This window comes from Enterobacter sp. 148H3 (assembly GCF_034107425.1).
GTDB lineage: Bacteria > Pseudomonadota > Gammaproteobacteria > Enterobacterales > Enterobacteriaceae > Enterobacter > Enterobacter vonholyi.
This window is the reverse complement of the sequence record NZ_JAWNEI010000011.1, coordinates 75,469-96,619: the sequence shown is the minus strand read 5'-3', so window position 1 is coordinate 96,619 and position 21,151 is coordinate 75,469. Positions and strand designations below refer to the sequence as shown.

At 57.4% G+C, this 21,151-nt stretch carries 21 protein-coding genes; 7 read left to right on the top strand and 14 right to left on the bottom strand.

Going from position 1 to position 21,151, the window contains the following annotated elements; genetic code table 11:
• Nucleotide 1: 1 nt before the first annotated feature.
• From USH94_RS16685 to USH94_RS16635, 11 genes are all read right to left on the bottom strand, one after another.
• Nucleotides 2-1,693, bottom strand: coding sequence for a glycosyltransferase family 2 protein (locus USH94_RS16685; protein ID WP_111963740.1), 1,692 nt, complete (start codon nt 1,691-1,693; stop codon nt 2-4).
• Nucleotides 1,684-2,037, bottom strand: a complete 354-nt coding sequence (locus USH94_RS16680) for a hydroxymyristoyl-ACP dehydratase (RefSeq protein ID WP_111963741.1) — start codon at nt 2,035-2,037, stop codon at nt 1,684-1,686. Before USH94_RS16680 ends, USH94_RS16685 begins: the two co-directional genes overlap by 10 nt.
• Entirely contained in the window at nt 2,024-3,385 is a 1,362-nt protein-coding gene (locus tag USH94_RS16675) for an acyl-CoA synthetase (RefSeq protein ID WP_111963742.1), read from the bottom strand. Before USH94_RS16675 ends, USH94_RS16680 begins: the two co-directional genes overlap by 14 nt.
• Nucleotides 3,378-3,917: a hypothetical protein gene (locus tag USH94_RS16670; protein ID WP_283772883.1), complete on the bottom strand. Its 540-nt coding sequence runs from the start codon at nt 3,915-3,917 to the stop codon at nt 3,378-3,380. The genes USH94_RS16675 and USH94_RS16670 overlap by 8 nt, the downstream gene beginning before the upstream one ends.
• A gap of 54 nt (nt 3,918-3,971) precedes the next feature.
• Nucleotides 3,972-4,223, bottom strand: coding sequence for an acyl carrier protein (locus tag USH94_RS16665; protein ID WP_024908875.1), 252 nt, complete (start codon nt 4,221-4,223; stop codon nt 3,972-3,974).
• Nucleotides 4,224-4,233: 10 nt separating this feature from the next.
• A complete protein-coding gene (locus USH94_RS16660; protein WP_008503081.1) occupies nt 4,234-4,491 on the bottom strand; it encodes a phosphopantetheine-binding protein in 258 nt (85 codons plus the stop codon).
• Nucleotides 4,472-5,287 (bottom strand): lysophospholipid acyltransferase family protein, encoded by an 816-nt coding sequence (locus tag USH94_RS16655; RefSeq protein WP_111963744.1) that lies wholly within the window; start codon nt 5,285-5,287, stop codon nt 4,472-4,474. The genes USH94_RS16660 and USH94_RS16655 overlap by 20 nt, the downstream gene beginning before the upstream one ends.
• Nucleotides 5,284-6,006, bottom strand: coding sequence for a beta-ketoacyl synthase chain length factor (locus tag USH94_RS16650; RefSeq protein ID WP_111963745.1), 723 nt, complete (start codon nt 6,004-6,006; stop codon nt 5,284-5,286). The genes USH94_RS16655 and USH94_RS16650 overlap by 4 nt, the downstream gene beginning before the upstream one ends.
• A 67-nt stretch (nt 6,007-6,073) precedes the next feature.
• Complete coding sequence (locus USH94_RS16645; protein WP_111963746.1) at nt 6,074-7,138, bottom strand: methyltransferase; 1,065 nt, start codon at nt 7,136-7,138, stop codon at nt 6,074-6,076.
• A gap of 69 nt (nt 7,139-7,207) precedes the next feature.
• Nucleotides 7,208-7,597, bottom strand: coding sequence for a hypothetical protein (locus tag USH94_RS16640; RefSeq protein WP_111963747.1), 390 nt, complete (start codon nt 7,595-7,597; stop codon nt 7,208-7,210).
• Nucleotides 7,598-7,931: 334 nt separating this feature from the next.
• Complete coding sequence (locus tag USH94_RS16635) at nt 7,932-8,981, bottom strand: AI-2E family transporter (protein ID WP_023309517.1); 1,050 nt, start codon at nt 8,979-8,981, stop codon at nt 7,932-7,934.
• 145 nt (nt 8,982-9,126) lie between these two features.
• Between USH94_RS16635 and USH94_RS16630 the strand changes: the two genes are divergently transcribed.
• A complete protein-coding gene (locus USH94_RS16630; protein WP_111963748.1) occupies nt 9,127-10,344 on the top strand; it encodes an MFS transporter in 1,218 nt (405 codons plus the stop codon).
• Between the two features lie 4 nt (nt 10,345-10,348).
• On the opposite strand, the gene USH94_RS16625 is transcribed toward USH94_RS16630, so the two are convergent.
• Nucleotides 10,349-10,906: a DcrB family lipoprotein gene (locus tag USH94_RS16625; RefSeq protein ID WP_111963749.1), complete on the bottom strand. Its 558-nt coding sequence runs from the start codon at nt 10,904-10,906 to the stop codon at nt 10,349-10,351.
• A 72-nt stretch (nt 10,907-10,978) separates the two neighbouring features.
• Entirely contained in the window at nt 10,979-11,644 is a 666-nt protein-coding gene (locus USH94_RS16620) for a 7-cyano-7-deazaguanine/7-aminomethyl-7-deazaguanine transporter (protein WP_111963750.1), read from the bottom strand.
• A gap of 167 nt (nt 11,645-11,811) precedes the next feature.
• Here USH94_RS16620 and tusA point away from each other — a divergent pair, with 167 nt between their 5' ends.
• The gene (tusA, locus tag USH94_RS16615) at nt 11,812-12,054 is read left to right on the top strand and encodes a sulfurtransferase TusA (protein WP_017693840.1); all 243 of its coding nucleotides are present in this window, start codon (nt 11,812-11,814) and stop codon (nt 12,052-12,054) included.
• A gap of 62 nt (nt 12,055-12,116) precedes the next feature.
• On the opposite strand, the gene yhgN is transcribed toward tusA, so the two are convergent.
• Entirely contained in the window at nt 12,117-12,710 is a 594-nt protein-coding gene (gene yhgN / locus USH94_RS16610) for an NAAT family transporter YhgN (RefSeq protein ID WP_003861574.1), read from the bottom strand.
• Nucleotides 12,711-12,889: 179 nt separating this feature from the next.
• Here yhgN and asd point away from each other — a divergent pair, with 179 nt between their 5' ends.
• The 5 genes from asd to glgA all read left to right on the top strand — a co-directional run bounded on the left by asd (nt 12,890) and on the right by glgA (nt 21,145).
• The gene (gene asd / locus USH94_RS16605) at nt 12,890-13,993 is read left to right on the top strand and encodes an aspartate-semialdehyde dehydrogenase (protein ID WP_033146834.1); all 1,104 of its coding nucleotides are present in this window, start codon (nt 12,890-12,892) and stop codon (nt 13,991-13,993) included.
• 249 nt (nt 13,994-14,242) lie between these two features.
• Nucleotides 14,243-16,429 (top strand): 1,4-alpha-glucan branching enzyme, encoded by a 2,187-nt coding sequence (gene glgB, locus USH94_RS16600; protein ID WP_111963793.1) that lies wholly within the window; start codon nt 14,243-14,245, stop codon nt 16,427-16,429.
• Nucleotides 16,426-18,399: a glycogen debranching protein GlgX gene (glgX, locus tag USH94_RS16595; protein ID WP_111963751.1), complete on the top strand. Its 1,974-nt coding sequence runs from the start codon at nt 16,426-16,428 to the stop codon at nt 18,397-18,399. The genes glgB and glgX overlap by 4 nt, the downstream gene beginning before the upstream one ends.
• A 17-nt stretch (nt 18,400-18,416) precedes the next feature.
• Nucleotides 18,417-19,712, top strand: coding sequence for a glucose-1-phosphate adenylyltransferase (gene glgC / locus USH94_RS16590; RefSeq protein WP_008503066.1), 1,296 nt, complete (start codon nt 18,417-18,419; stop codon nt 19,710-19,712).
• Entirely contained in the window at nt 19,712-21,145 is a 1,434-nt protein-coding gene (gene glgA / locus USH94_RS16585) for a glycogen synthase GlgA (protein WP_008503065.1), read from the top strand. Before glgC ends, glgA begins: the two co-directional genes overlap by 1 nt.
• Nucleotides 21,146-21,151: the final 6 nt, after the last annotated feature.

Sequence of the window (21,151 nt, the reverse complement as noted above, 5' to 3'; positions counted from 1 at the left end):
TTTACTCCTTTTCACTGGACTCTGGCAGATGCCAGAAATCGAAAAAATTAAACCAGTCGAGCGGCGACATGAGGGCGTAATGCTCCAGCCGCTGCGCGTAGCGATCGACGGTATCCTGCAGCGCCTGCTGGCGTTCACCGCGCGGCAGGCGCAGCGGATCTGCAAACGGTTCACAGTGCAGGACGAGCTTACCCTGCTGGCGCAGGGCAAAAATCAGCACCACCGGGCAGCGGAGGATGGAGGCCAGGATAAACGGCCCCTGTGGGAACGGCGCTGGCTGGCCCATAAACGTACTCCAGATCACCCGCCACTCGCCGCCACGCTGCGGATTCACCGCGATGCGATCGCCCACAATCGCGACCCATTCTCCCCGCTCAAGCTTCTCTTTGATGGCAATCGCGGTGTCCGGGCCGATGTCGGTGACCGACATCAAATTCACGCTGGCCTCGGGCGCCATTTCGCTCATGATCTGCTTAAAGCGCTGGGCGTTCTCGCTGAAGACCAGGGCGGTGATAATTTTGCTGCCGTCCAGCTGGGCCAGGGCCCGGCAGGCTTCTACGTCGCCAAGATGCGAGGCCAGCAGCAGCTTGCCCTGCGGCGCCGCGATATTAAGCGTTTCGCTCGCGCCGGCGGCAAAGACCACGTCGCGATCAAACTTCAGCTCGCCGCGCCAGCTGGCGACCTTATCCAGCATCGCGTTGCCGAAGCGCATAAAATGGAAAAAGCTGTTGAGCCGTGAGGGAACGGGCATGTTCCGCTTATGCAGTTCTTGCTTGACCCTTCCAATCCACTGCCGCGAGGCCTGCCGCGCAGGACGTGCGATAAGCCAGTACACGCCGATCACCGGCCACAGCAGCACGGTAAAGGCCCGCCGACCCAGCAGTTTCCAGACCCGCAGCATCAGGCGCATCCCCCACAGACCCTTGACCTCGTCCTGCTGCGCCCAGTGCTGGCGGCGTCGACGGAAAAGCAGGCCGGGCATGCGGGGCAGCATGCCGAAGAAGAGTCGGGTATGCATCAGGGAGATCCGCACGTTATCTTTTAACGCATCGAAGTGGGACAAGCCGTCCTGTGGGTAAGTGACGCGGGTGGGCAAAAAGACGCTGGTGTTGCCCTGCCAGTAAAGACGGACCATCACTTCGGTGTCAAAGTCCATCCGTTTACCGAGCGTTTCACGCGCTGCCAGCCGCAGCGTGGGCGAGACCGGGTAGACCCGAAAGCCGCACATGCTGTCTTTAAGCTGCAGGGATAAGGTCTCAATCCAGACCCAGACGTGGGTTATCCAGCGCCCGTAGAGTCGCGAGCGCGGAATGGAATCATCGTAAATGGGCTGGCCGGAAATCAGCGCGTCCGGGTGGCGCTCCGCCAGCGCCAGCAGTTTGGGGATATCTTCGATGGCGTGTTGGCCGTCCGCGTCCACCTGCACGGCGTGGGTATAGCCCGCGCGCGCGCACTCTTCCAGCCCCCTGATGACCGCGGCACCTTTTCCGGCGTTTTGCGCCAGACGGACCAGCATCATCTGCGGCTGCTCAGCCGCCAGGCGCTCAAGCTCCTGACGGGTGACTGCGTCGCTGCCGTCATCCACCACCAGGCACGGCAGGCCGAACGGCGCGAGACGTGACAGCACGCTGGCGATCATGGCGCCGTGGTTGTAGCACGGGATCAGCACGCAGGGGCGGAAGGTTACTGACATAGCCGAATTTTCCCGCTGCTGGCGGTATGGCGCTCAGCCCCTGCGTGACGCTGGTAGCTGAAGGTCAGCATCTGACGTTCAGCATGCCACTCAAGCATCAGCGTCACCGTGGTTTCCGGCAGCAGAGGTGCCTGGAACTTCACGTTTTGAATGCTGTGAAAGCGGTAGCCCGGTGCCAGTAACGTCGTGGCGTAGTGCATCACCCAGTCAAGCTGCGCAACGCCGGGCAGCAGCGGCTGTACGGCAAAATGGCCCTGAAACCAGAACAGCGCCGCGTCGAGATGCAAAACGATCTCCAGCTTCTCCGGCTGTGTCTGGTGGCGCTCAATTTCATGAATTTTCATGAAATAACTCCTCTAACTGCGCATAGACACGCTTGTTCATACTGTTTACCGGCATTTCATCGACAATACGCCAGTAGCGTGGAACGGCGACCGGCTCAAGCCACGGCAGCAGGGCGCGACGCCAGGCGAACTCCTGCGCTTTTTTATCCTGCATATACCCGCGCTGGCGAACCGCTTCGTCCAGAACCAGCAGGGCGCCAATACCCTGACGGCCCCCGCGCGTGACCGGCAGGGCCGCCGCTTCGCAAATGCCGTCGAGCTCCAGCAGGCGACGTTCGATCTCGTTAAGCGAGATACGCTTTTCTTCAATTTTGACCACCCGCCCGCGACGCCCGGCGATGCTGAAAAGCCCCTCGCTGTCGAAGTGGAGGATATCGTCCAGCTGGAGTCCTTCAGCCTCGTGGATCAGTGGCGACGTGACGCGACAGGCGTCATCTTCCTGCTGGAAGATAACGCCGGGGAAGGGTTGCCACGGCACGTTATCCTGCTGGCGATGGCGCCAGGCGAGGATCCCGGTTTCGGTACTGCCATAAATTTCATCCGGCCAGATGTTAAGCCAGCCCGCGGTGGTGGCGACGTCACACCAGGGCAGCATTCCACCTGCTGAAATCAGCATCCTGACGGGCGGCGCGGGAAGCTCCGTATCCAGGCGCTTCAGGAACGCTGGGCTGCTGATGAACAGGTAATGCCTGTCATGAGGAAGGGCGGCCAGCTGCTCTGCATAGTAGAGCATCGCGGCATGCAGCGGCAGGCCCAGCGCCATCGGCAAGACGATGCGGAAGGTCAGACCGTACAGATGTTGCGGTACGACCGAGGCGACAATGCTACAGCCAGTCAGACGCTCGCCGAAGCGGTCAGCCAGCAGACGGGCTTCGCGATCCAGACTGACGATGTGCTTAATAACCCGACGCGGCGTCCCCGTGGAGCCGGAGGTGAACAGTTCAACAAAGCGGCTTTCGTCAATGTCCGGCAGGGGCGTCCAGTGGCGAGCAGTCTGATGGCTGGAGGCCACCACAATCAGCTTGCCATGGAAATCGAGAGTCCTGTCGCTCAGGACGCCGCTAAACAACCACTGCTGTTCTTCAAGCTGCGAGACGCGGCTATGGCCGGGAATGACCGGCGTTTTACCGGCATGCAGCGAGGCCAGAAGCGCAACGATAAACAGATAGCTGTTTTCAAAGCACAGCGCCCAGCGCTCGCCTTCCTGCTGACGCAGGGTGTCAACCAGCAAGGTCACGTCTTGGCGCAGCTGGCCCAGCGTCCAGGTACGATCGTCAAGCCAGGCAACGGGCATGTCGTCAGGGCGCGGGGCGTTTAACCACTGGCCCAGCGGAAGGGGGTTAGTCATTGTGCATCTCTTTTTTTATCACCCGCTGGCGGACCAGCCACTCGGTCACCATCAGCGTTCCCATCAGGATATAAGCCACCATACCGTTCCACAGCGTCCACAGATGCAGGTCGCCGTGGAGAACGGTGAACAGCGCCATTGCGCCGTTTCCGATGAAAAAGCCGCACCAGACGAGGGTCACCCTGCGGGTATAGCGCACGCCCTCCGGGGGCAAATCTGGCTCGCGCAAGCGCGCCAGCCGTTCGACCAGCGGCATCGCGGTCCACAGCGAACCGCCAAACACGGCCAGCATCACAAGGTTGACGACCACCGGGTAGAACAGCAGCCACTGGTGGGTTTTCAGCAGGTAGCTTGCCGCGCAGAGCGCAATGCCCGCGAGCGCCACGCACTGCACCACATACCGCATCGGGCCAGCGTTCCGCCGCGCCTGGCGCAGCCGCAGCAGCAATACCAGCGCCATCACCGGCAACAGCCACTGCAGGCTGTTGTGCGTCAGCCCAAATCCAATCAGGAAGGGCCACGCCAGCAGCATCAGACCCGTCAGCAGTGGGATGAGCGGGAACGTCCGTCCACCACGCACGACGTCTTACTCTTCGCGCAGAAGCTGTTCGACGGCGTCTACCACATCCTGAACGGTACGAACCGATTTGAAGGTTTCCGGCTTGATTTTCTTACCGGTTTTTTTCTGCAGGTGAACGATCATGTCCACCGCGTCAATGCTGTCCAGCTCCAGGTCTTCATAAAGACGGGCTTCGGGCGTAATGTCCTGCGGGTCGATTTCAAAGAGTTTGGTCAGAAGGCCGCAGACTTCCTGATAAATAGTTTCTTGTTCAGTCATCGTTCACATCTCAGGCGCGTTGAGCGTTGATAAAGGACGCCAGCGTGGCGACGGAAAAGAAGTGCTGGCGCATCTCTTCGCTTTCGGCAGAAAGCACCACGCCATACTGGTTTTTCACGGCCAGACCCAATTCCAGCGCGTCAATGGAGTCCAGACCCAGCCCATCGCCAAACAGCGCGGCATCGGTATCAATATCCTCTGCGGTAAGCTCGTCCAGATTCAGCGTGGTGATAATGAGATTCTTAATTTCAAGATAAAGCGCTTGCATCATTAATTCCTGACAAAGATTGAAGGCCTGATGTTAATCGATGCTCCAGATGCCGGTTTAACTGCCTTGCCGCCAGCGCCGGTTCTTGTTCATTTGCATCGTAAAATTCGTCGATGTTCACGCGGTCGCGGACATCCACGGTGAAAACAGGTTTTTCTGGCGGTACATCATACCAGTGACTTTTTTTATCCAGCAGATGTTCGCTACAGTGGATCAGCACCACCCGCAGATCGCTATTACAGCGCACGGCGATATTAGCCGCGCCGCGCTGGAGGGAGATAGCCTCGCCAAACCGGGTTCGCGTGCCTTCCGGGAAGATCAAAAGCGTGTCGCCCTGAGCCAGACGCTGCTGGCTGGCCGCGAGCAGGGGCTCGGCTTCGCTGTTAATCAGGTAATCCGCCGCGCGGATGACGCCGCTGACAAAGGGATTACGCAGCAGCGCGCTCTTCACCAGACAGTCGGTTTCTGGCATCACCGACGCCAGGATCACGTAGTCAATTAACGTGGGGTGGTTAGCTACCACCAGACAACCCCGATCGCTGCGCAGCGCGTCAAGATTGCGAATGCGATAGTCCAGTACCCCGAGTCCGCGCGCAACGGTCAGGAAGAAACGGAAGCTGGCCGCAATGCTGCGACGCGCCAGACGTCGACGGTTGGCGCGGTCGCGCTGGACGATCAGCAGCAGGTTGAACCAGACCAGCGACAGCAGCAGTCCGCCCACGCCAAACAGCGCGAAGCAGAATCCGGTCATCACCAGACGCCATAACCAGTTGATACGGGCAGCCAGGTGGTTCATGCGCGCGTCCATTGCCACAGCAAACGTTCGCCGGGCACTACAAACTGACGTTCCTCGCTGAGATAGCGCTGCAGGAACATCAGGCTTTGCGGCAGGGCGGGTTCTTCACCCGTGCTGCCGCTGTGGGTTTCACACTGCAATTCCTGGCCGGATTCAATGACCAGCGCCAGCGCGTAGGGCCAGGTGGGCATCTGCTGCGGTAACGCCGGATGGTAAAATTCCGGCAGCGCGCCGTCAAAATCGACCAGCAAGACGCGGGAGTAGCCGGCATGCAGCAGGCTTAGCACTTCACATAAAGCCTGCTGGAAGGTGTCCAGCCCGGCAGAAATGGATGACGAGACGATGGGCTGGCGTGCGGTAATCGTGAGATTGCCCACCGCCGAGTTGTGCACGGACATGGCGAAGTCGGTGGGCGATACGGACTGGCTGGTTGCCAGAGCATGCAGAATACGGTAGTTGCGCTCCAGCTCGCCGTGGCGGCTGGAATAGACGACGGCATCAATGGCGTGGTTTTGCAGCATGGCAAGACCAATATCCACCGCCAGCTTACTGCCTGAATTGAGGCGGCGCGCGGTCATCATAGGTAAAGCGGTCAATCGGGGAAGCGGGGCCGCTGGATCGACGGCCAGCTGCAGGCGAGACCACGCCTGCCACTCTGTGGCATCGCTGAGTCCTGGCGCTCTGGCCTGCCAGTCGATAATGTTCAGTGAAAATTTCATCTACGCGCGTCCGCGAAAAAAACCGTATTCAAAAGGCAGACTGGGCCACCCGGGCAGCTAAGCTGCTCTATTGTTCACGTTTGGTGCATATCAGCAGGGTATGACCGACCCCAAGATTGTCCAGCCGCTGTTCAACGCTGAAACCTGCGCTCTCCAGGTAGCGATAAAACTTTTCTACGCTGTAAAACCGGCTATTGCCATTCGCCATACAGGTGAAATAGAGCGAGGTGGCATTCAGGCTGAAAGAGGCTGCTTCAAATTTCTGAGCATCCCAGAAAAGCTCCATGATGCACAAACGTGCGCCTGGCTTCATGGCCTGTGCGACGCGCGTCAGCATGGCGACAATCTGATCCGGAGAGAAACAATCCAGGAACTGGCTCATCCACCAGACGTCGGCGTCACCCGGCAATGTTGCTGGGCTAAGCATATCGACAGCATGGAATGCAATACGATGAGAAAAACCTGCTTTTGCGATGTTTTCCTGCGCCAGCGCTATCTGCTGCGGCAGATCGAGGATCGTCACGGCAACATTTTCGTCATAGCGGCAGCAGCGTAACGACCATTTACCCGTATTTCCGCCCACATCGTACAATTTTGTCGGCGAGCTTGCGAATATATATGGCAAAGCAGCGTCAAAAGCGGCGTCAGAATAGTAATGATCAAAGGCGAACCAGCTATCCTTCGCCGGAGCAGGTAATTGGGATAAAGCCGGGTAGATGGTTGGCCAGTTGCCAAACACGGCTAATCCGGCAGGTTTTTCTTCCTGCAGGGCGTCCGCCAGGTGAAATAGCCCCTGGTAACAAACGTCCTGGGTGAAATCCATATTTACGCGGGTCATTTCGTCGTGCAGTAAAAAATGGCCCACTTTCGCCAGGAAATAACGTCCATGCTGTTGGGTTACGATTCGACCGCTTAATCCCATATCCAGCAGTACGCTGACACCATAGCTACCTAGCGTGCTGTGTTCTGTTATTTCCTCAAGGCTGGCACCTTCTTTCCCTTGTTTATCGAGCCAGGCGAGAACGCCTGAGTTACGCAGACAAAGCGCAGTCTGGAATAACATCGGGGCAAAAGCGATGCGTTGCGCTTCGGTAATGGCATCCAGTGCGCTGAGTGTGTCCTTTTCGTACATTACTACGTAACCTTTGAGGATAATAAAGAGAGGTTATCGGGCCATACGCGGCCCGACTTTAGAAAAATATTACAGCGTGGCGCCTGCGGAGAGGTTCAGCTGAATATCGTGGTCGAGGTTATTCACCCAGCGGTTATAATTTTTGTGAATTTTACCGTCTGCCGCTTTCAGATTAAGGCTGTTTTCATAGTTGATTGAATAGCTTGTTGCCGTATACGGAATACTCACCTGGACCGAGTGATCGCGCGACTGCAGACGCCCCTTAATCATTCCCGGGCCCGCTTCCGTCATGATCCAGTCACGTTTTTGGCCTGCTTTCAAAATTGCCGTTTTTACCTGATCGGCAGTATGACCCGCGCTTACAATAGAGTGAACCTGAGCGATTGGGGCGGTACGCGCACAGCCAGCCAGTGCGCCAACGAATACGGCAGCAGCACACCATTTAACGATCTTTTTCATCAACAACTCCATATCAATATTAACAATTAAAGGTAGTGGTTTTTACAAATAATATTCATCCGGCTATCCGTTGGCGCCAGGCGTATTTTTAATCAATATTAATGTTTGCATTACGATGAAGCGAAGACGGAAATAATAACATGGAAAATAAGTAACTATTTCATTTTTTATAATTTGCGTTAAATCATAAATTGCGTTTGAGCGTAATGCGCACGACGTAAATAAAACAGGGTGAATATCGCCTTAACGCAAATAAAATACCGCGACGGATTAAGGACGCGGTAATTTACGGTGTATTACTGATGGTTTAAACCTACCTGTACAGGTAGGTCGGTTATCCGGGTAATCGGCTTTTCGGCCTCCCCGGACCGAGCAGGATCGCCAGCTTGCTGCCGCCTTTGGTGGTTTCCATCCAGATTTTACATACGCTGGTCAGGGGGACCGACAGCAGCATACCGACCGGGCCCAGCAGCCATCCCCAAATCAGTAAGGATAAAAATACCACCAGCGTCGACATGCCCAGACGGTGTCCCATCATGCGCGGTTCAAGAATATTGCCCAGCACCATATGCACGACGAGGAACAGCGCGCCGACCAGCATGCATTCGTAGAAACCGTTGAACAGAAACGCCTGAATCATCGGCGGCACGGCGGAAAGCACCGCGCCAATATTCGGCACGTAGTTCAGCAGAAATGCCAGCACGCCCCACATCAGCGCGAACTGCACGTCCATCAGCATCAGCCCCAGCCAGACAATGACCCCGGTCCAGACGCTCAGAAGCGTTTTCAGCGCCAGATATTTTGAGACGCCCTTCAGTGCCCGGTGTAATCCGGCAATGTGAATTTGTGGGTTGTTCAGTGCAAAGCGCAGCTTATAGGGAACGTGGCGGACTTCGAACAGCATAAACACTACCGTCATGACCAGCAGCAGAATGCTGGCCATCGCGCCGGAAAGCCCCGTCATCAACGTGGTGGCGTAGGTCATGACCTTCTCGGAGTCCATTCTGCGCAGCATCCGTTCGGGTGAAATATGCAGATTAAGAAAGGGTACCATCTCCTGCAGCGCGACAATCTTACGCGTCAGCTCTTTGTTGTACTGCGGCAGCATGGTGGAGAATTCGCTCAGCGATGCCGCCAGTACGCCGAAGAGCGCCGTCAGGCCAATCAGCATAACAATAACCACAATGGTGATGGCTACCGGGCGGCTGACGCCCCGACGTAAAAACCAGGTGACCAGAGGATTAAGCACAATGGCAAAAAAGAGCGCCAGCAGGAGCTGAACAATAATGTCGGCGGCAGCATGAATACCCGCAAGGATAACCACCAGACAGGCGAGTTTTAATAAGATGTGAAGTCCTGCTTTGTCGGACGGGTTAGCGATCATGCGTGTTCCTTAATATGATGACCCGGTAAGTGTAGTGCCCGGGCTTCGCTTCGTCTGGAGCCGTTAATCTGAAAGTCGGTGCTGATTTTCTTATTGCGCCGTGGTAATAGTGAAACACGGTTGTAAAAAATCCAGGTAAAACCCCATGCCCGAACCTGCCGCTGAACCGGCACTGAGCGGATTGCGCCTCAATCTGCGCATCGTTTCCGTTGTGATTTTCAACTTTGCCAGCTATCTGACCATTGGCCTGCCGCTGGCGGTCCTGCCGGGCTATGTCCATGACGTGATGGGCTTCAGCGCCTTCTGGGCGGGGCTGGTCATCAGCCTGCAGTATTTCGCCACGCTTCTGAGTCGCCCCCATGCCGGGCGCTACGCGGACCTGTTCGGTCCAAAAAGCATTGTGGTGGTGGGTTTATGCGGCTGTTTCCTCAGTGGTCTGAGCTACCTGCTGGCTGCCGCAACCAGCCACTGGCCGCTGGTCAGCCTGGCGCTGCTCTGCCTGGGCCGCGTCATTCTTGGCATCGGGCAAAGCCTGGCGGGAACCGGCTCGACGCTCTGGGGCGTGGGGGTGGTAGGTGCGCCGCACATTGGCCGGGTGATCTCCTGGAACGGGATTGTCACCTACGGGGCAATGGCGCTCGGGGCGCCGCTCGGCGTGGCCTGCTATGCGCTTGGCGGGCTGTATGGGCTGTCTATCACCATTATGGCGGTCGCGCTGCTGGCAATTCTCTTTGCGCTGCCGCGTCCGAAAGTAAAGGCCAGCAAAGGCAAGCCGCTGCCGTTTCGGGCGGTGCTGGGGCGCGTCTGGCCGTACGGCATGGCCCTGGCGCTGGCAACCACCGGCTTTGGCGTAATTGCGACCTTCATCACCCTGTTTTACGACGCCAAAGGCTGGGACGGCGCGGCCTTTGCGTTAACCCTGTTTAGCTGTGCGTTTGTAGGTGCCCGCCTGCTTTTCCCTAACGGCATCAACCGTCTCGGCGGGCTGAATGTGGCGATGATCTGCTTTGCGATAGAGATTGTCGGGCTGCTGCTGACCGGAATTGCGATGGTGCCGTGGGTCGCCAAAGTGGGCGTGTTCCTCGCGGGGGCTGGCTTTTCCCTGGTCTTCCCGGCGCTGGGCGTGGTGGCGGTAAAAGCCGTGCCGCAGCAGAATCAGGGGGCGGCGCTGGCGACCTATACGGTATTCATGGATATGTCTTTAGGCATTACCGGCCCGCTGGCGGGGCTGGTGATGGCCTGGGCAGGCGTGCCGGTGATCTATCTTGCCGCGGCGGGTCTGGTTGTTATTGCGCTTCTGCTGACGTGGCGACTAAAAAAATGGCCCCCGGTGCAGGCACCGGAGGCCACGTCATCGTCGTGAGGCGTTACTGGATCACGATGGTGTTAATGATGTTTTCAGCGGCTGTCTGCGCTTTCTGCTGATCTTCCGCTGGCAGGGTGATCTGCAGGGTCAGCAGTTTGTTATCGACCTTGCCCAGCACGACAGAGGAGTAAGCGGTCTGGCCTTTTGCGGAGATGATGCTATCGAGCTGCTGCAGCTTATGGCCTTTCAGCTCGATGGATTTATTGGTCACGACCTGAAGCTGTGGGTCGCGTCCGCGCTGCTGATCTTCAAGACGTTTGGACAGGACGGCCAGGTCTTCGCTGGTGTCGTCGCCCACAATCACAATGACCGCTTTCTGCCCGGTTGCGTCGGAGTAAACGTGCATGTTGTTCGCCTGGGTGCCCAGCTTGCCGCTCTGGTCAGTCATATCGGCTGGCAGAGAGAAACTGAGTTTGCCATCCATCAGATTCACCGGCTGGCCGGTCGCATTGCTTTCTGCGGATGTGCCCTGAGCAGGCGTTTTCGTGTCGCTGTTATCACAGGCTGCAAGACCCACAACCAGCAGGCCAATCCCGACATATTTAACCAGATTGCGCATTGACTTCTTCCTTTCGATAAACGGCCATAACGGCTCATTCGCTCATCTTATCACAACTGATAAAGCGAACTCTTAACCAGCCTGCAATGCTGTGATTTCAGATTTATCTGCCAGCCTTTTCAGCAGCATATTGAGCAGCACGCCGTACATCGGCAGGAAGAAAACAATGCTGATGAGGACCTTGAAGCAGTAGTCCACCAGCGCGATTTCCATCCAGTGCTCGGCCATGAACGCATCCGGGCTGCGCCAGAAGGCGATGAAGAAGAAGGCCAGCGTATCGCTCACGTTACCGAACAGCGTGGAGGCGGTTGGCGCCATCCACCAGCGATGATTCTGACGCAGGCGGTTAAACACATGCACGTCGAGGATCTGCCCCAGCGCGTAGGCCATAAAGCTTGCCGCGGCGATACGGGCAACGAACAGGTTGAAGTGGGTTAACGCCTCAAAGCCCTGCCAGCTTCCCATATAAAACAGAGACGAAATCACGTACGAGATGAACAGCGCCGGGAGCATGACCGAAAAAATAATACGGCGAGCCAGCGGTGCGCCAAAAATACGCACGGTCAAATCCGTCGCGAGGAAAATAAACGGGAAACTAAACGCGCCCCAGGTGGTATGGAAACCAAAGATGGAGATCGGGAGCTGCACCAGATAGTTGCTGGAGGTGATCACCAGCAAATGGAAAAGCGAAAGCCAGAACAACGCTTTTACGCGCTGAGATTCAGAAAACTGCGTCATAATGTGACCTTTTTATACGTTGGGGTGAGGGAACCCAATAAAAACCGCAGCATGATACTGCTTTGTCAGGACATTGCAATGGTTAGTTTTTACGCAATCGTTAACCTGGTTTGCATTGATCGCAACCGGGCGTAAACTACAGCCGTTTTTATCAGACCGAGAAGATCATGACCGACCTGTTTTCCAGCCCAGACCACACTCTTGATGCCCAGGGCCTTCGCTGCCCGGAACCGGTAATGATGGTACGTAAAACCGTGCGCAACATGCAGACCGGTGAAACGCTGCTGATCGTTGCCGACGACCCGGCCACCACGCGCGATATTCCCGGTTTTTGTACCTTTATGGAGCATGAGCTGGTGGCACAGCAGACGGAAACGCTGCCGTACCGGTATTTGATTCGTAAGGGTTGAGTGGGCGCCTCTGCGGCCTGATACCCTCACCCCGGCCCTCTCCCACAGGGAGAGGGAGAAAGTCATCCCTTCATCCACGCCCGAATGCCGTCCAGGAACATCTGCGTTGCCATCATTACCAGAATCAGCCCCATCAGGCGCTCCAGCGCGTTTACCCCTTTCTCACCCAGCAGGCGCAGGAACAGGGATGACTGCAGCAGGATAATAAACGTTCCGCCCCAGGCAATCAGCAGGGCAATCACCAGATGGCTCATCTGGTTCGGATACTGGTGCGACAGCAGCATCAGCGTGGCCAGAATGGTCGGCCCGGCAACGAGGGGAATCGCCAGCGGCACAATAAACGGCTCTTCACCCGCAGGCAGGCCGCTGCTGCTGCCTTCCGCGCTTGGGAAAATCATCTTAATCGCAATCAGGAAAAGAATAATCCCGCCGGAAATTGACACGGTTTCGGCGCGCAGGTTCAGGAATGCGAGGATTTTTTCACCCGCAAACAGGAAGATAAACATCACCAGCAGGGCGATGAGCAGCTCGCGGATCATGATCGCACGGCGGCGCTTCGGTTCGGTGTGCTTCAGCACCGACATGAAGATCGGCAGGTTACCCAGTGGATCCATAATCAGGATCAATAAAACCGCCGCGGAAATGATTTCACTCATCTTTAAATTATCCCTGATACTTAGTAGTGTTATTTCGATGATTAGCGCTTTTTCTGATTGCCGGGCAATCATCGATTAATTTCGCTTGCGACTTTGGCAGCATTTTGTAATGTGAAGCATATCCCAGTTCAATACTGGCTTGCACAATCAGCACACACCCTCAGCAGGAAAAAAATGCTATGAAAAACGTTGGTTTTATCGGCTGGCGCGGTATGGTCGGCTCTGTACTCATGCAACGCATGGTTGAAGAGCGCGATTTCGACGCTATCCGCCCGGTCTTCTTCTCCACTTCCCAGCTCGGCCAGGCTGCTCCGTCCTTTGGTGGTACCACAGGCACGTTGCAGGATGCTTACGATCTGGAAGCGCTGAAGGCACTCGACATTATTGTGACGTGCCAGGGCGGCGATTATACCAACGAAATCTATCCAAAGCTGCGTGAAAGCGGTTGGCAGGGCTACTGGATTGACGCGGCTTCTTCGCTGCGCATGAAAGATGATGCCATCATTATTCTCGACCCGGTGAACCAGGGCGTGATCACCGATGGCCTGAACAACGGCGTAAAAACTTTTGTTGGCGGCAACTGCACCGTCAGCCTGATGCTGATGTCCCTCGGCGGCCTGTTCGCTCAGGATCTGGTGGAGTGGGTCTCCGTGGCGACCTACCAGGCCGCGTCCGGCGGCGGCGCGCGCCATATGCGCGAGCTGCTGACCCAGATGGGCCAGCTGCACCAGAGCGTTGCGACCGAGCTGGCAAACCCGGCATCCGCTATTCTGGATATCGAGCGTAAGGTCACCCAGCTGACCCGCAGCGGCGAGCTGCCGGTGGATAACTTTGGCGTACCGCTGGCCGGCGGTCTGATCCCGTGGATCGACAAACAGCTGGATAACGGCCAGACCCGCGAAGAGTGGAAGGGCCAGGCTGAGACCAACAAAATCCTCGCGACCGCGAACACCATTCCGGTTGACGGTCTGTGCGTGCGTATCGGCGCGCTGCGCTGCCACAGCCAGGCCTTCACCATTAAACTGAAAAAAGATGTGTCTATTCCGACCGTGGAAGAGCTGCTGGCCGCGCATAACCCGTGGGCGAAAGTGGTGCCAAACGATCGTGATATCACCATGCGCGAGCTGACCCCGGCTGCCGTTACCGGCACGCTGACCACGCCGGTTGGCCGTCTGCGCAAGCTGAACATGGGGCCGGAGTATCTCTCTGCGTTCACCGTCGGCGACCAGCTCCTGTGGGGCGCCGCCGAGCCGCTGCGCCGCATGCTGCGCCAGCTGGCGTAATAATTTGTTAACTACCGGGGGTGATTTTCACCCCTTTTTTTTGCGTACTACATGGAGTAACACGCGTATGTCTTATTTTTTATCAGGAGTCATCTAGAGCGTTGGCTATGCTTTAAGGAAGAGTCATTTCTTACCTGAGGTTCGAACGGAGCAGAATGGATGCACATTTTTGTGCTGTCCCGTTCAGGTCACATTAAAAGTCGTCCCGGAGCGCTTAAAAAGGACGACATAAAAAACAGGATGAATACCATGTCCGATCGTGTGGATAGAGACGTGATTAATGCGCTTATTGCGGGTCATTTCGCTGACCCCTTTTCTGTGCTTGGGATGCATCGTACTGAGGCGGGTCTGGAAGTTCGGGCGCTATTACCGGATGCCACAGAAGTCTGGGTGATTGAACCCAAAACTGGCCGCAAGGTCGGTAATCTTGAATGCCTCGATTCGCGTGGCTTCTTCTCGGGCGTAATGCCCCGTCGTAAAAACCCTTTTCGCTATCAGCTCGCCGTTCTCTGGCACGGTCAGCAAAACCTGATTGACGATCCTTACAGCTTTGGCCCTCTGCTTAAAGAGATGGACGCCTGGCTGCTCTCCGAAGGAACGCATCTTCGCCCTTATGAAACGCTGGGTGCCCATGCCGATACCATGGATGGCATTACCGGCACGCGGTTCGCCGTGTGGGCGCCTAACGCCCAGCGCGTCTCCGTTGTCGGCCAGTTCAACTACTGGGACGGTCGCCGACACCCGATGCGCCTGCGCCGGGAAACCGGCATCTGGGAGCTGTTTATCCCCGGGGCGCACCCCGGGCAGCTTTATAAATTCGAGATGATCGACGCCAACGGCAAGCTACGCATTAAAGCCGACCCGTATGCCTTCGAAGCGCAGATGCGCCCGGATACCGCGTCGCTGATTTGCGGCCTGCCGGAGAAGGTCGTCCAGACGGAAGAGCGTAAACAGGCCAACCGCTTTGATGCGCCGATCTCCGTCTATGAAGTTCATCTCGGCTCCTGGCGCCGCCACACCGATAACAACTTCTGGCTGAGCTACCGGGAGCTTGCCGACCAGCTGGTGCCGTACGCCAAATGGATGGGCTTTACTCACCTTGAGCTGCTGCCGGTCAATGAACACCCGTTCGACGGCAGCTGGGGCTATCAGCCCACCGGGCTGTATGCGCCAACGCGCCGCTTTGGCACGCGCGACGACTTCCGCTATTTCATTGATGCCGCGCACGCCGCCGGGCTGAACGTCATCCTCGACTGGGTGCCGGGCCATTTCCCTGCGGATGATTTCGCGCTGGCAGAGTTTGACGGTACGAAGCTTTACGAGCACAGCGATCCGCGCGAAGGCTATCACCAGGACTGGAACACGCTGATCTACAACTACGGTCGTCGTGAGGTCGCCAACTATCTGGTCGGGAATGCCCTGTACTGGATCGAGCGGTTTGGTATTGATGCCCTGCGCGTCGATGCGGTGGCGTCGATGATCTACCGAGACTACAGCCGCAAAGAGGGGGAGTGGATCCCGAACGAGTTTGGCGGTCGTGAAAACCTGGAAGCCATTGAGTTCCTGCGCAATACCAACCGCATTATCGGCGAGCAGGTGGACGGTGCCGTGACCATGGCGGAAGAATCCACCGACTTTGCGGGCGTCTCCCGTCCGCCGTCATTGGGCGGCCTAGGGTTCTGGTATAAGTGGAACCTGGGCTGGATGCACGACACGCTCGACTACATGAAGCTGGACCCGGTTCACCGTAAGTATCATCACGATAAGCTGACGTTCGGGATGCTCTACAACTACACCGAAAACTTCATGCTGCCGCTGTCGCACGATGAGGTGGTACACGGTAAAAAATCGATTCTCGACCGCATGCCTGGCGACGCGTGGCAGAAGTTTGCCAACCTGCGCGCCTATTACGGCTGGATGTTTGCCTTCCCGGGTAAGAAACTGCTGTTCATGGGCAATGAGTTCGCCCAGGGACGCGAGTGGAACCACGACGCCAGCCTCGACTGGCATCTGCTGGAAGGCGGCGACAACTGGCACCACGGGGTGCAGCGTCTGGTGCGCGATCTGAACCTGACCTATCGCCACCACAAAGCGCTGCACGAGCTCGACTTCGATCCGTACGGCTTTGAATGGCTGGTGGTGGACGACCATGAGCGCTCGGTGTTTGTCTTTGTGCGTCGTGACAAGGCCGGTAACGAGATCATCGTCGCCAGCAACTTCACCCCGGTGCCGCGCGAACACTACCGCTTCGGCATTAACCAGCCGGGCAAATGGCGTGAAATTCTGAATACCGATTCGATGCACTACCACGGCAGCAACGCCGGTAACGGGGGGCTGGTACAGAGTGACGCCATAGAAAGCCACGGGCGACCCAACTCCCTGAGCCTGACGCTGCCGCCGCTTGGCACCATCTGGCTGATGCGGGAGGGCGAATGACGCAGCTTACGGCAGGTAAACCCGAACCGCTCGGGGCGCGTTTTGACGGAAAGGGTGTCAATTTCACCCTCTTTTCCGCTCACGCCGAGCGGGTAGAACTGTGCGTGTTTGACGGGGAAGGTAACGAGCACCGTTACGATTTACCCGCGCGCACGGGGGATACCTGGCACGGCTACCTGGCCGGAGGACGGCCAGGCATGCACTATGGCTTTCGCGTACACGGTCCGTGGGATCCGGCGCAGGGTCACTGGTTTAACCCGGCGAAGCTGCTGATTGATCCGTGCGCGCACCGGGTGGACGGTGAGTTTAAAGATGACCCTCTGTTCCACGTAGGCTACGGCGAGCCCGACCACCGCGACAGCGCGCCCGTCGCGCCTAAAAGCGTGGTGGTGAACGATCTTTATGACTGGGAAGACGATGCCCCGCCGCAGACGCCGTGGGGCAATACCGTCATTTATGAAGCCCACGTTAAAGGGCTGACGTACCTGCACCCGTCGATCCCCAAAGAGATGCGCGGCACCTATAAGGCACTCGGGCATCCCACCATGATCGCCTACCTGAAACATCTCGGTATCACCGCCCTGGAACTGCTTCCCGTTGCCCATTTTGCCAGCGAGCCGCGTCTGCAGCGGCTGGGGCTCAGCAACTACTGGGGCTACAACCCGCTGGCGATGTTCGCGCTCGAACCGCGCTATGCCGTCCTTCCGGAAAAAGCGCGGGACGAGTACCGCGATGCGGTGAAGGCTCTCCACGCGGCGGGCATTGAGGTCATTCTGGACGTGGTGCTCAACCACAGTGCAGAAAGCGATCTTGACGGTCCGACGCTCTCCATGCGCGGAATTGATAACCGTAGCTATTATTGGATCAGGCTGGATGGCGATTATGAGAACTGGACCGGCTGCGGTAACACGCTCAACCTCAGCCATCCGGCGGTCACGCATTTTGCGTATGAATGCCTGAAATACTGGGTGGAGACGTTCCACGTCGACGGTTTTCGTTTCGACCTGGCGCCCGTGATGGGGCGCACGCCGGCGTTCAGCCGGCAGGCTCCGCTGTTCGAGGCGATAAAAAACTGTCCGGTGCTCTCGCAGGTGAAGCTCATTGCCGAGCCGTGGGACATTGGCGAAGGCGGTTATCAGGTCGGGAATTTCCCGCCGCTGTTTGCCGAGTGGAACGATCACTACCGCGACGCCGTACGCCGCTTCTGGCTGGAACGCAATCTGTCGCTGGGGGAATTTGCCGGACGCTTTGCCGCGTCGAGCGATCTTTTTAAACGCGACGGCAAACGCCCGTCGGCCACCGTCAACCTGTTGACGGCGCACGACGGTTTTACGCTCAGGGACTGCGTTTGTTTCAATCAGAAACACAATGAGGCAAACGGCGAAGAGAATCGCGATGGCACTAACAATAACCATAGCTTTAATCATGGTATAGAAGGGTTAGGCGGAAGCCTCGACGTCATTGAGCGGCGACGCGCCAGCGTTCATGCGCTGCTGACAACGCTTTTATTGTCGCAGGGCACGCCGATGCTGCTGGCAGGCGATGAGCATGGTCACAGCCAGCACGGTAATAACAATGCGTATTGCCAGGACAACACCTTAACCTGGCTCGACTGGGGGGAAGCCAACAGCGGGCTGATTCATTTCACCGCTGCGCTGATCCATCTTCGCCAGCAGATCCCCGCGCTGACCGCCAACAGCTGGTGGGAAGAGGGTGACGGCAACGTTCGCTGGCTGAATAAAGACGCGCAACCTTTAAGCGCGCAAGAGTGGCAACACGGCGTACCACGCCTGCAAATCCTGCTGTCGGATAAATGGCTGGTCACGCTGAACGCGACGGATGACGTCGCAGAGATTGTTTTACCTGACGGGGAGTGGCGCGCCGTTCCCCCCTTTGCCGGAGCGGATAATCCGGTAGTAATGGCTGTCTGGCACGGGCCTGCGCACGGAGTGTGCGTATTCCAAAGATGATAAAAAAGGAGTTAGTCATGGTTAGATTAGAGAAGAACGATCCCTTAATGTTGGCACGCCAGCTACCATTAAAAACGGTTGCCCTGATCCTTGCGGGTGGGCGTGGTACCCGTCTGAAAGATTTGACCATCAAGCGCGCCAAACCGGCTGTTCACTTTGGTGGTAAGTTCCGCATCATCGACTTTGCGCTCTCCAACTGCCTGAACTCGGGCATTCGCCGCATCGGCGTCATTACGCAGTATCAGTCGCACACGCTGGTTCAGCATATCCAGCGCGGCTGGTCATTCTTCAGCGAAGAGATGAACGAGTTTGTCGATCTCCTTCCTGCTCAGCAGCGCGTTCACGGCGAGAACTGGTACCGCGGTACGGCGGATGCGGTGACCCAGAACCTCGACATCATTCGTCGCTATAACGCGGAATACATCGTGATCCTCGCCGGGGACCACATCTACAAGCAAGATTACTCCCACATGCTGATCGACCACGTCGAAAAAGGGGCGCGCTGCACCGTGGCGTGTCTGCCTGTGCCCGTTGCCGAAGCGACGGCGTTTGGCGTCATGCACGTGGATGCCGACGACAAAATTATCGACTTCGTTGAAAAACCGGCGAACCCGCCAACCATGCCGGGCGATGACACCAAATCGCTCGCCAGCATGGGGATCTATGTCTTTGACGCAGATTATCTTTATGAGCTGCTGGAAGAAGACGACAAAGACGAAAACTCCAGCCACGACTTCGGTAAAGACATCATTCCGAAAATCACGAAAGCTGGCATGGCGTATGCACATCCATTCCCGCTGTCCTGCGTACAGTCCGATCCGAATGCGGAACCCTACTGGCGCGATGTGGGTACGCTGGAAGCTTACTGGAAAGCGAACCTCGATCTGGCATCGGTCACGCCTGAACTGGATATGTATGACCAGAACTGGCCGATTCGTACCCATATGGAGTCGCTACCGCCGGCCAAATTCGTGCAGGACCGCTCCGGCAGCCACGGTATGACGCTGAACTCGCTGGTGTCCGGTGGGTGCATTATCTCCGGTTCGGTCGTGGTGCAGTCGGTGCTGTTCCCGCGCGTGCGGATAAATTCATTCTGTAATATCGATTCGGCAGTCTTGCTGCCGGATGTCTGGGTAGGGCGCTCGTGTCGTCTGCGTCGTTGCGTGATCGACCGTGCCTGCGTCATCCCTGAAGGGATGGTTATTGGGGAGAATGCGGAAGAAGACGCGCGTCGTTTCTACCGTTCGGAAGAGGGGATCGTGTTAGTCACACGGGAAATGTTGCGGAAGCTGCAGATCAAACAGGAGCGATGATGCAGGTTTTACACGTATGTTCTGAGATGTTCCCGTTATTAAAAACGGGCGGACTGGCAGATGTGCTTGGCGCATTACCGGCGGCGCAAATCGCCGGAGGCGTGGATACCCGAGTCCTGCTGCCCGCCTTTCCGGATATCCGGCGCGGTATACCCGATGCAAAAGTGGTGACCCGCCGTGAAACGTTTGCCGGACGCATTACCCTGCTGTTTGGACATTACAATGGCGTAGGGATTTACCTGATCGACGCGCCGCACTTATACGATCGCCCGGGCAGCCCGTATCACGATACGAACCTGTTCGCCTACACCGACAACGTGCTGCGCTTTGCGCTGCTCGGCTGGGTTGGAGCAGAAATGGCGACGGGGCTGGATCCGTTCTGGCGTCCGGATGTGGTGCACGCGCATGACTGGCACGCCGGGCTTGCCCCGGCGTATCTCGCCGCGCGCGGCCACCCGGCGAAATCGGTCTTTACCGTGCATAACCTGGCGTATCAGGGGATGTACTACGCCCATCACATGAATGACATCGATCTGCCATGGTCGTTCTTTAACATGCACGGTCTGGAGTTTAACGGGCAGATCTCGTTCCTGAAGGCGGGTCTGTACTACGCCGATCACATCACGGCGGTGAGCCCAACCTACGCGCGTGAGATCACCCAGCCGGCGTTTGGCTATGGCATGGAAGGGTTGCTGCAGCAGCGCCATCGCGAAGGCCGCCTGTCGGGCATTCTGAACGGCGTGGATGAACAGATCTGGAGCCCGGAAACCGATCTCCTGCTGGCGGCGCGCTATGGCCGTGATTCCGTTGAAGACAAAGCGGAAAACAAACGCCAGCTGCAGATTGCGATGGGCCTGAAGGTTAACGATAAAGTGCCGCTGTTCGCCGTCGTGAGCCGCCTGACCAGCCAGAAAGGGCTGGATCTGGTGCTGGAGGCGCTGCCCGGTTTACTGGAGCAGGGCGGACAGCTGGCGCTGCTCGGCGCGGGCGACCCGGTGCTGCAGGAAGGTTTCCTTGCCGCCGCCGCGGAACACCCGGGACAGGTAGGCGTGCAGATTGGCTACCACGAGGCGTTCTCTCACCGAATTATGGGCGGCGCGGACGTCATTCTGGTGCCAAGCCGTTTCGAACCCTGCGGCCTGACGCAGCTTTATGGTCTGAAATACGGCACGCTGCCGCTGGTGCGCCGCACGGGCGGACTGGCGGATACCGTATCCGACAGCTCTCTGGAAAATCTGGCGGACGGTATCGCCAGCGGATTTGTCTTTGAGGACAGTAATGCCTGGTCGCTGCTTCGGGCGATTCGGCGTGCTTTCGTCTTGTGGTCCCGTCCATCACTCTGGCGTTACGTTCAGCGTCAGGCGATGTCCATGGACTTTAGCTGGCACGTCGCGGCGCAGTCATACCGCGATCTCTATCAACGCTTGATGTAACGAGGC

What these genes read in the sequence shown, in the direction of transcription:
- USH94_RS16685 (WP_111963740.1), bottom strand. Translation starts at nt 1,693, where the DNA reads ATGTCAGTAACCTTCCGCCCCTGCGTGCTGATCCCGTGCTACAACCAC.
- USH94_RS16680 (WP_111963741.1), bottom strand. Translation starts at nt 2,037, where the DNA reads ATGAAAATTCATGAAATTGAGCGCCACCAGACACAGCCGGAGAAGCTG.
- USH94_RS16675 (WP_111963742.1), bottom strand. Translation starts at nt 3,385, where the DNA reads ATGACTAACCCCCTTCCGCTGGGCCAGTGGTTAAACGCCCCGCGCCCT.
- USH94_RS16670 (WP_283772883.1), bottom strand. Translation starts at nt 3,917, where the DNA reads ATGCTGCTGGCGTGGCCCTTCCTGATTGGATTTGGGCTGACGCACAAC.
- USH94_RS16665 (WP_024908875.1), bottom strand. Translation starts at nt 4,223, where the DNA reads ATGACTGAACAAGAAACTATTTATCAGGAAGTCTGCGGCCTTCTGACC.
- USH94_RS16660 (WP_008503081.1), bottom strand. Translation starts at nt 4,491, where the DNA reads ATGCAAGCGCTTTATCTTGAAATTAAGAATCTCATTATCACCACGCTG.
- USH94_RS16655 (WP_111963744.1), bottom strand. Translation starts at nt 5,287, where the DNA reads ATGAACCACCTGGCTGCCCGTATCAACTGGTTATGGCGTCTGGTGATG.
- USH94_RS16650 (WP_111963745.1), bottom strand. Translation starts at nt 6,006, where the DNA reads ATGAAATTTTCACTGAACATTATCGACTGGCAGGCCAGAGCGCCAGGA.
- USH94_RS16645 (WP_111963746.1), bottom strand. Translation starts at nt 7,138, where the DNA reads ATGTACGAAAAGGACACACTCAGCGCACTGGATGCCATTACCGAAGCG.
- USH94_RS16640 (WP_111963747.1), bottom strand. Translation starts at nt 7,597, where the DNA reads ATGAAAAAGATCGTTAAATGGTGTGCTGCTGCCGTATTCGTTGGCGCA.
- USH94_RS16635 (WP_023309517.1), bottom strand. Translation starts at nt 8,981, where the DNA reads ATGATCGCTAACCCGTCCGACAAAGCAGGACTTCACATCTTATTAAAA.
- USH94_RS16630 (WP_111963748.1), top strand. Translation starts at nt 9,127, where the DNA reads ATGCCCGAACCTGCCGCTGAACCGGCACTGAGCGGATTGCGCCTCAAT.
- USH94_RS16625 (WP_111963749.1), bottom strand. Translation starts at nt 10,906, where the DNA reads ATGCGCAATCTGGTTAAATATGTCGGGATTGGCCTGCTGGTTGTGGGT.
- USH94_RS16620 (WP_111963750.1), bottom strand. Translation starts at nt 11,644, where the DNA reads ATGACGCAGTTTTCTGAATCTCAGCGCGTAAAAGCGTTGTTCTGGCTT.
- tusA (WP_017693840.1), top strand. Translation starts at nt 11,812, where the DNA reads ATGACCGACCTGTTTTCCAGCCCAGACCACACTCTTGATGCCCAGGGC.
- yhgN (WP_003861574.1), bottom strand. Translation starts at nt 12,710, where the DNA reads ATGAGTGAAATCATTTCCGCGGCGGTTTTATTGATCCTGATTATGGAT.
- asd (WP_033146834.1), top strand. Translation starts at nt 12,890, where the DNA reads ATGAAAAACGTTGGTTTTATCGGCTGGCGCGGTATGGTCGGCTCTGTA.
- glgB (WP_111963793.1), top strand. Translation starts at nt 14,243, where the DNA reads ATGTCCGATCGTGTGGATAGAGACGTGATTAATGCGCTTATTGCGGGT.
- glgX (WP_111963751.1), top strand. Translation starts at nt 16,426, where the DNA reads ATGACGCAGCTTACGGCAGGTAAACCCGAACCGCTCGGGGCGCGTTTT.
- glgC (WP_008503066.1), top strand. Translation starts at nt 18,417, where the DNA reads ATGGTTAGATTAGAGAAGAACGATCCCTTAATGTTGGCACGCCAGCTA.
- glgA (WP_008503065.1), top strand. Translation starts at nt 19,712, where the DNA reads ATGCAGGTTTTACACGTATGTTCTGAGATGTTCCCGTTATTAAAAACG.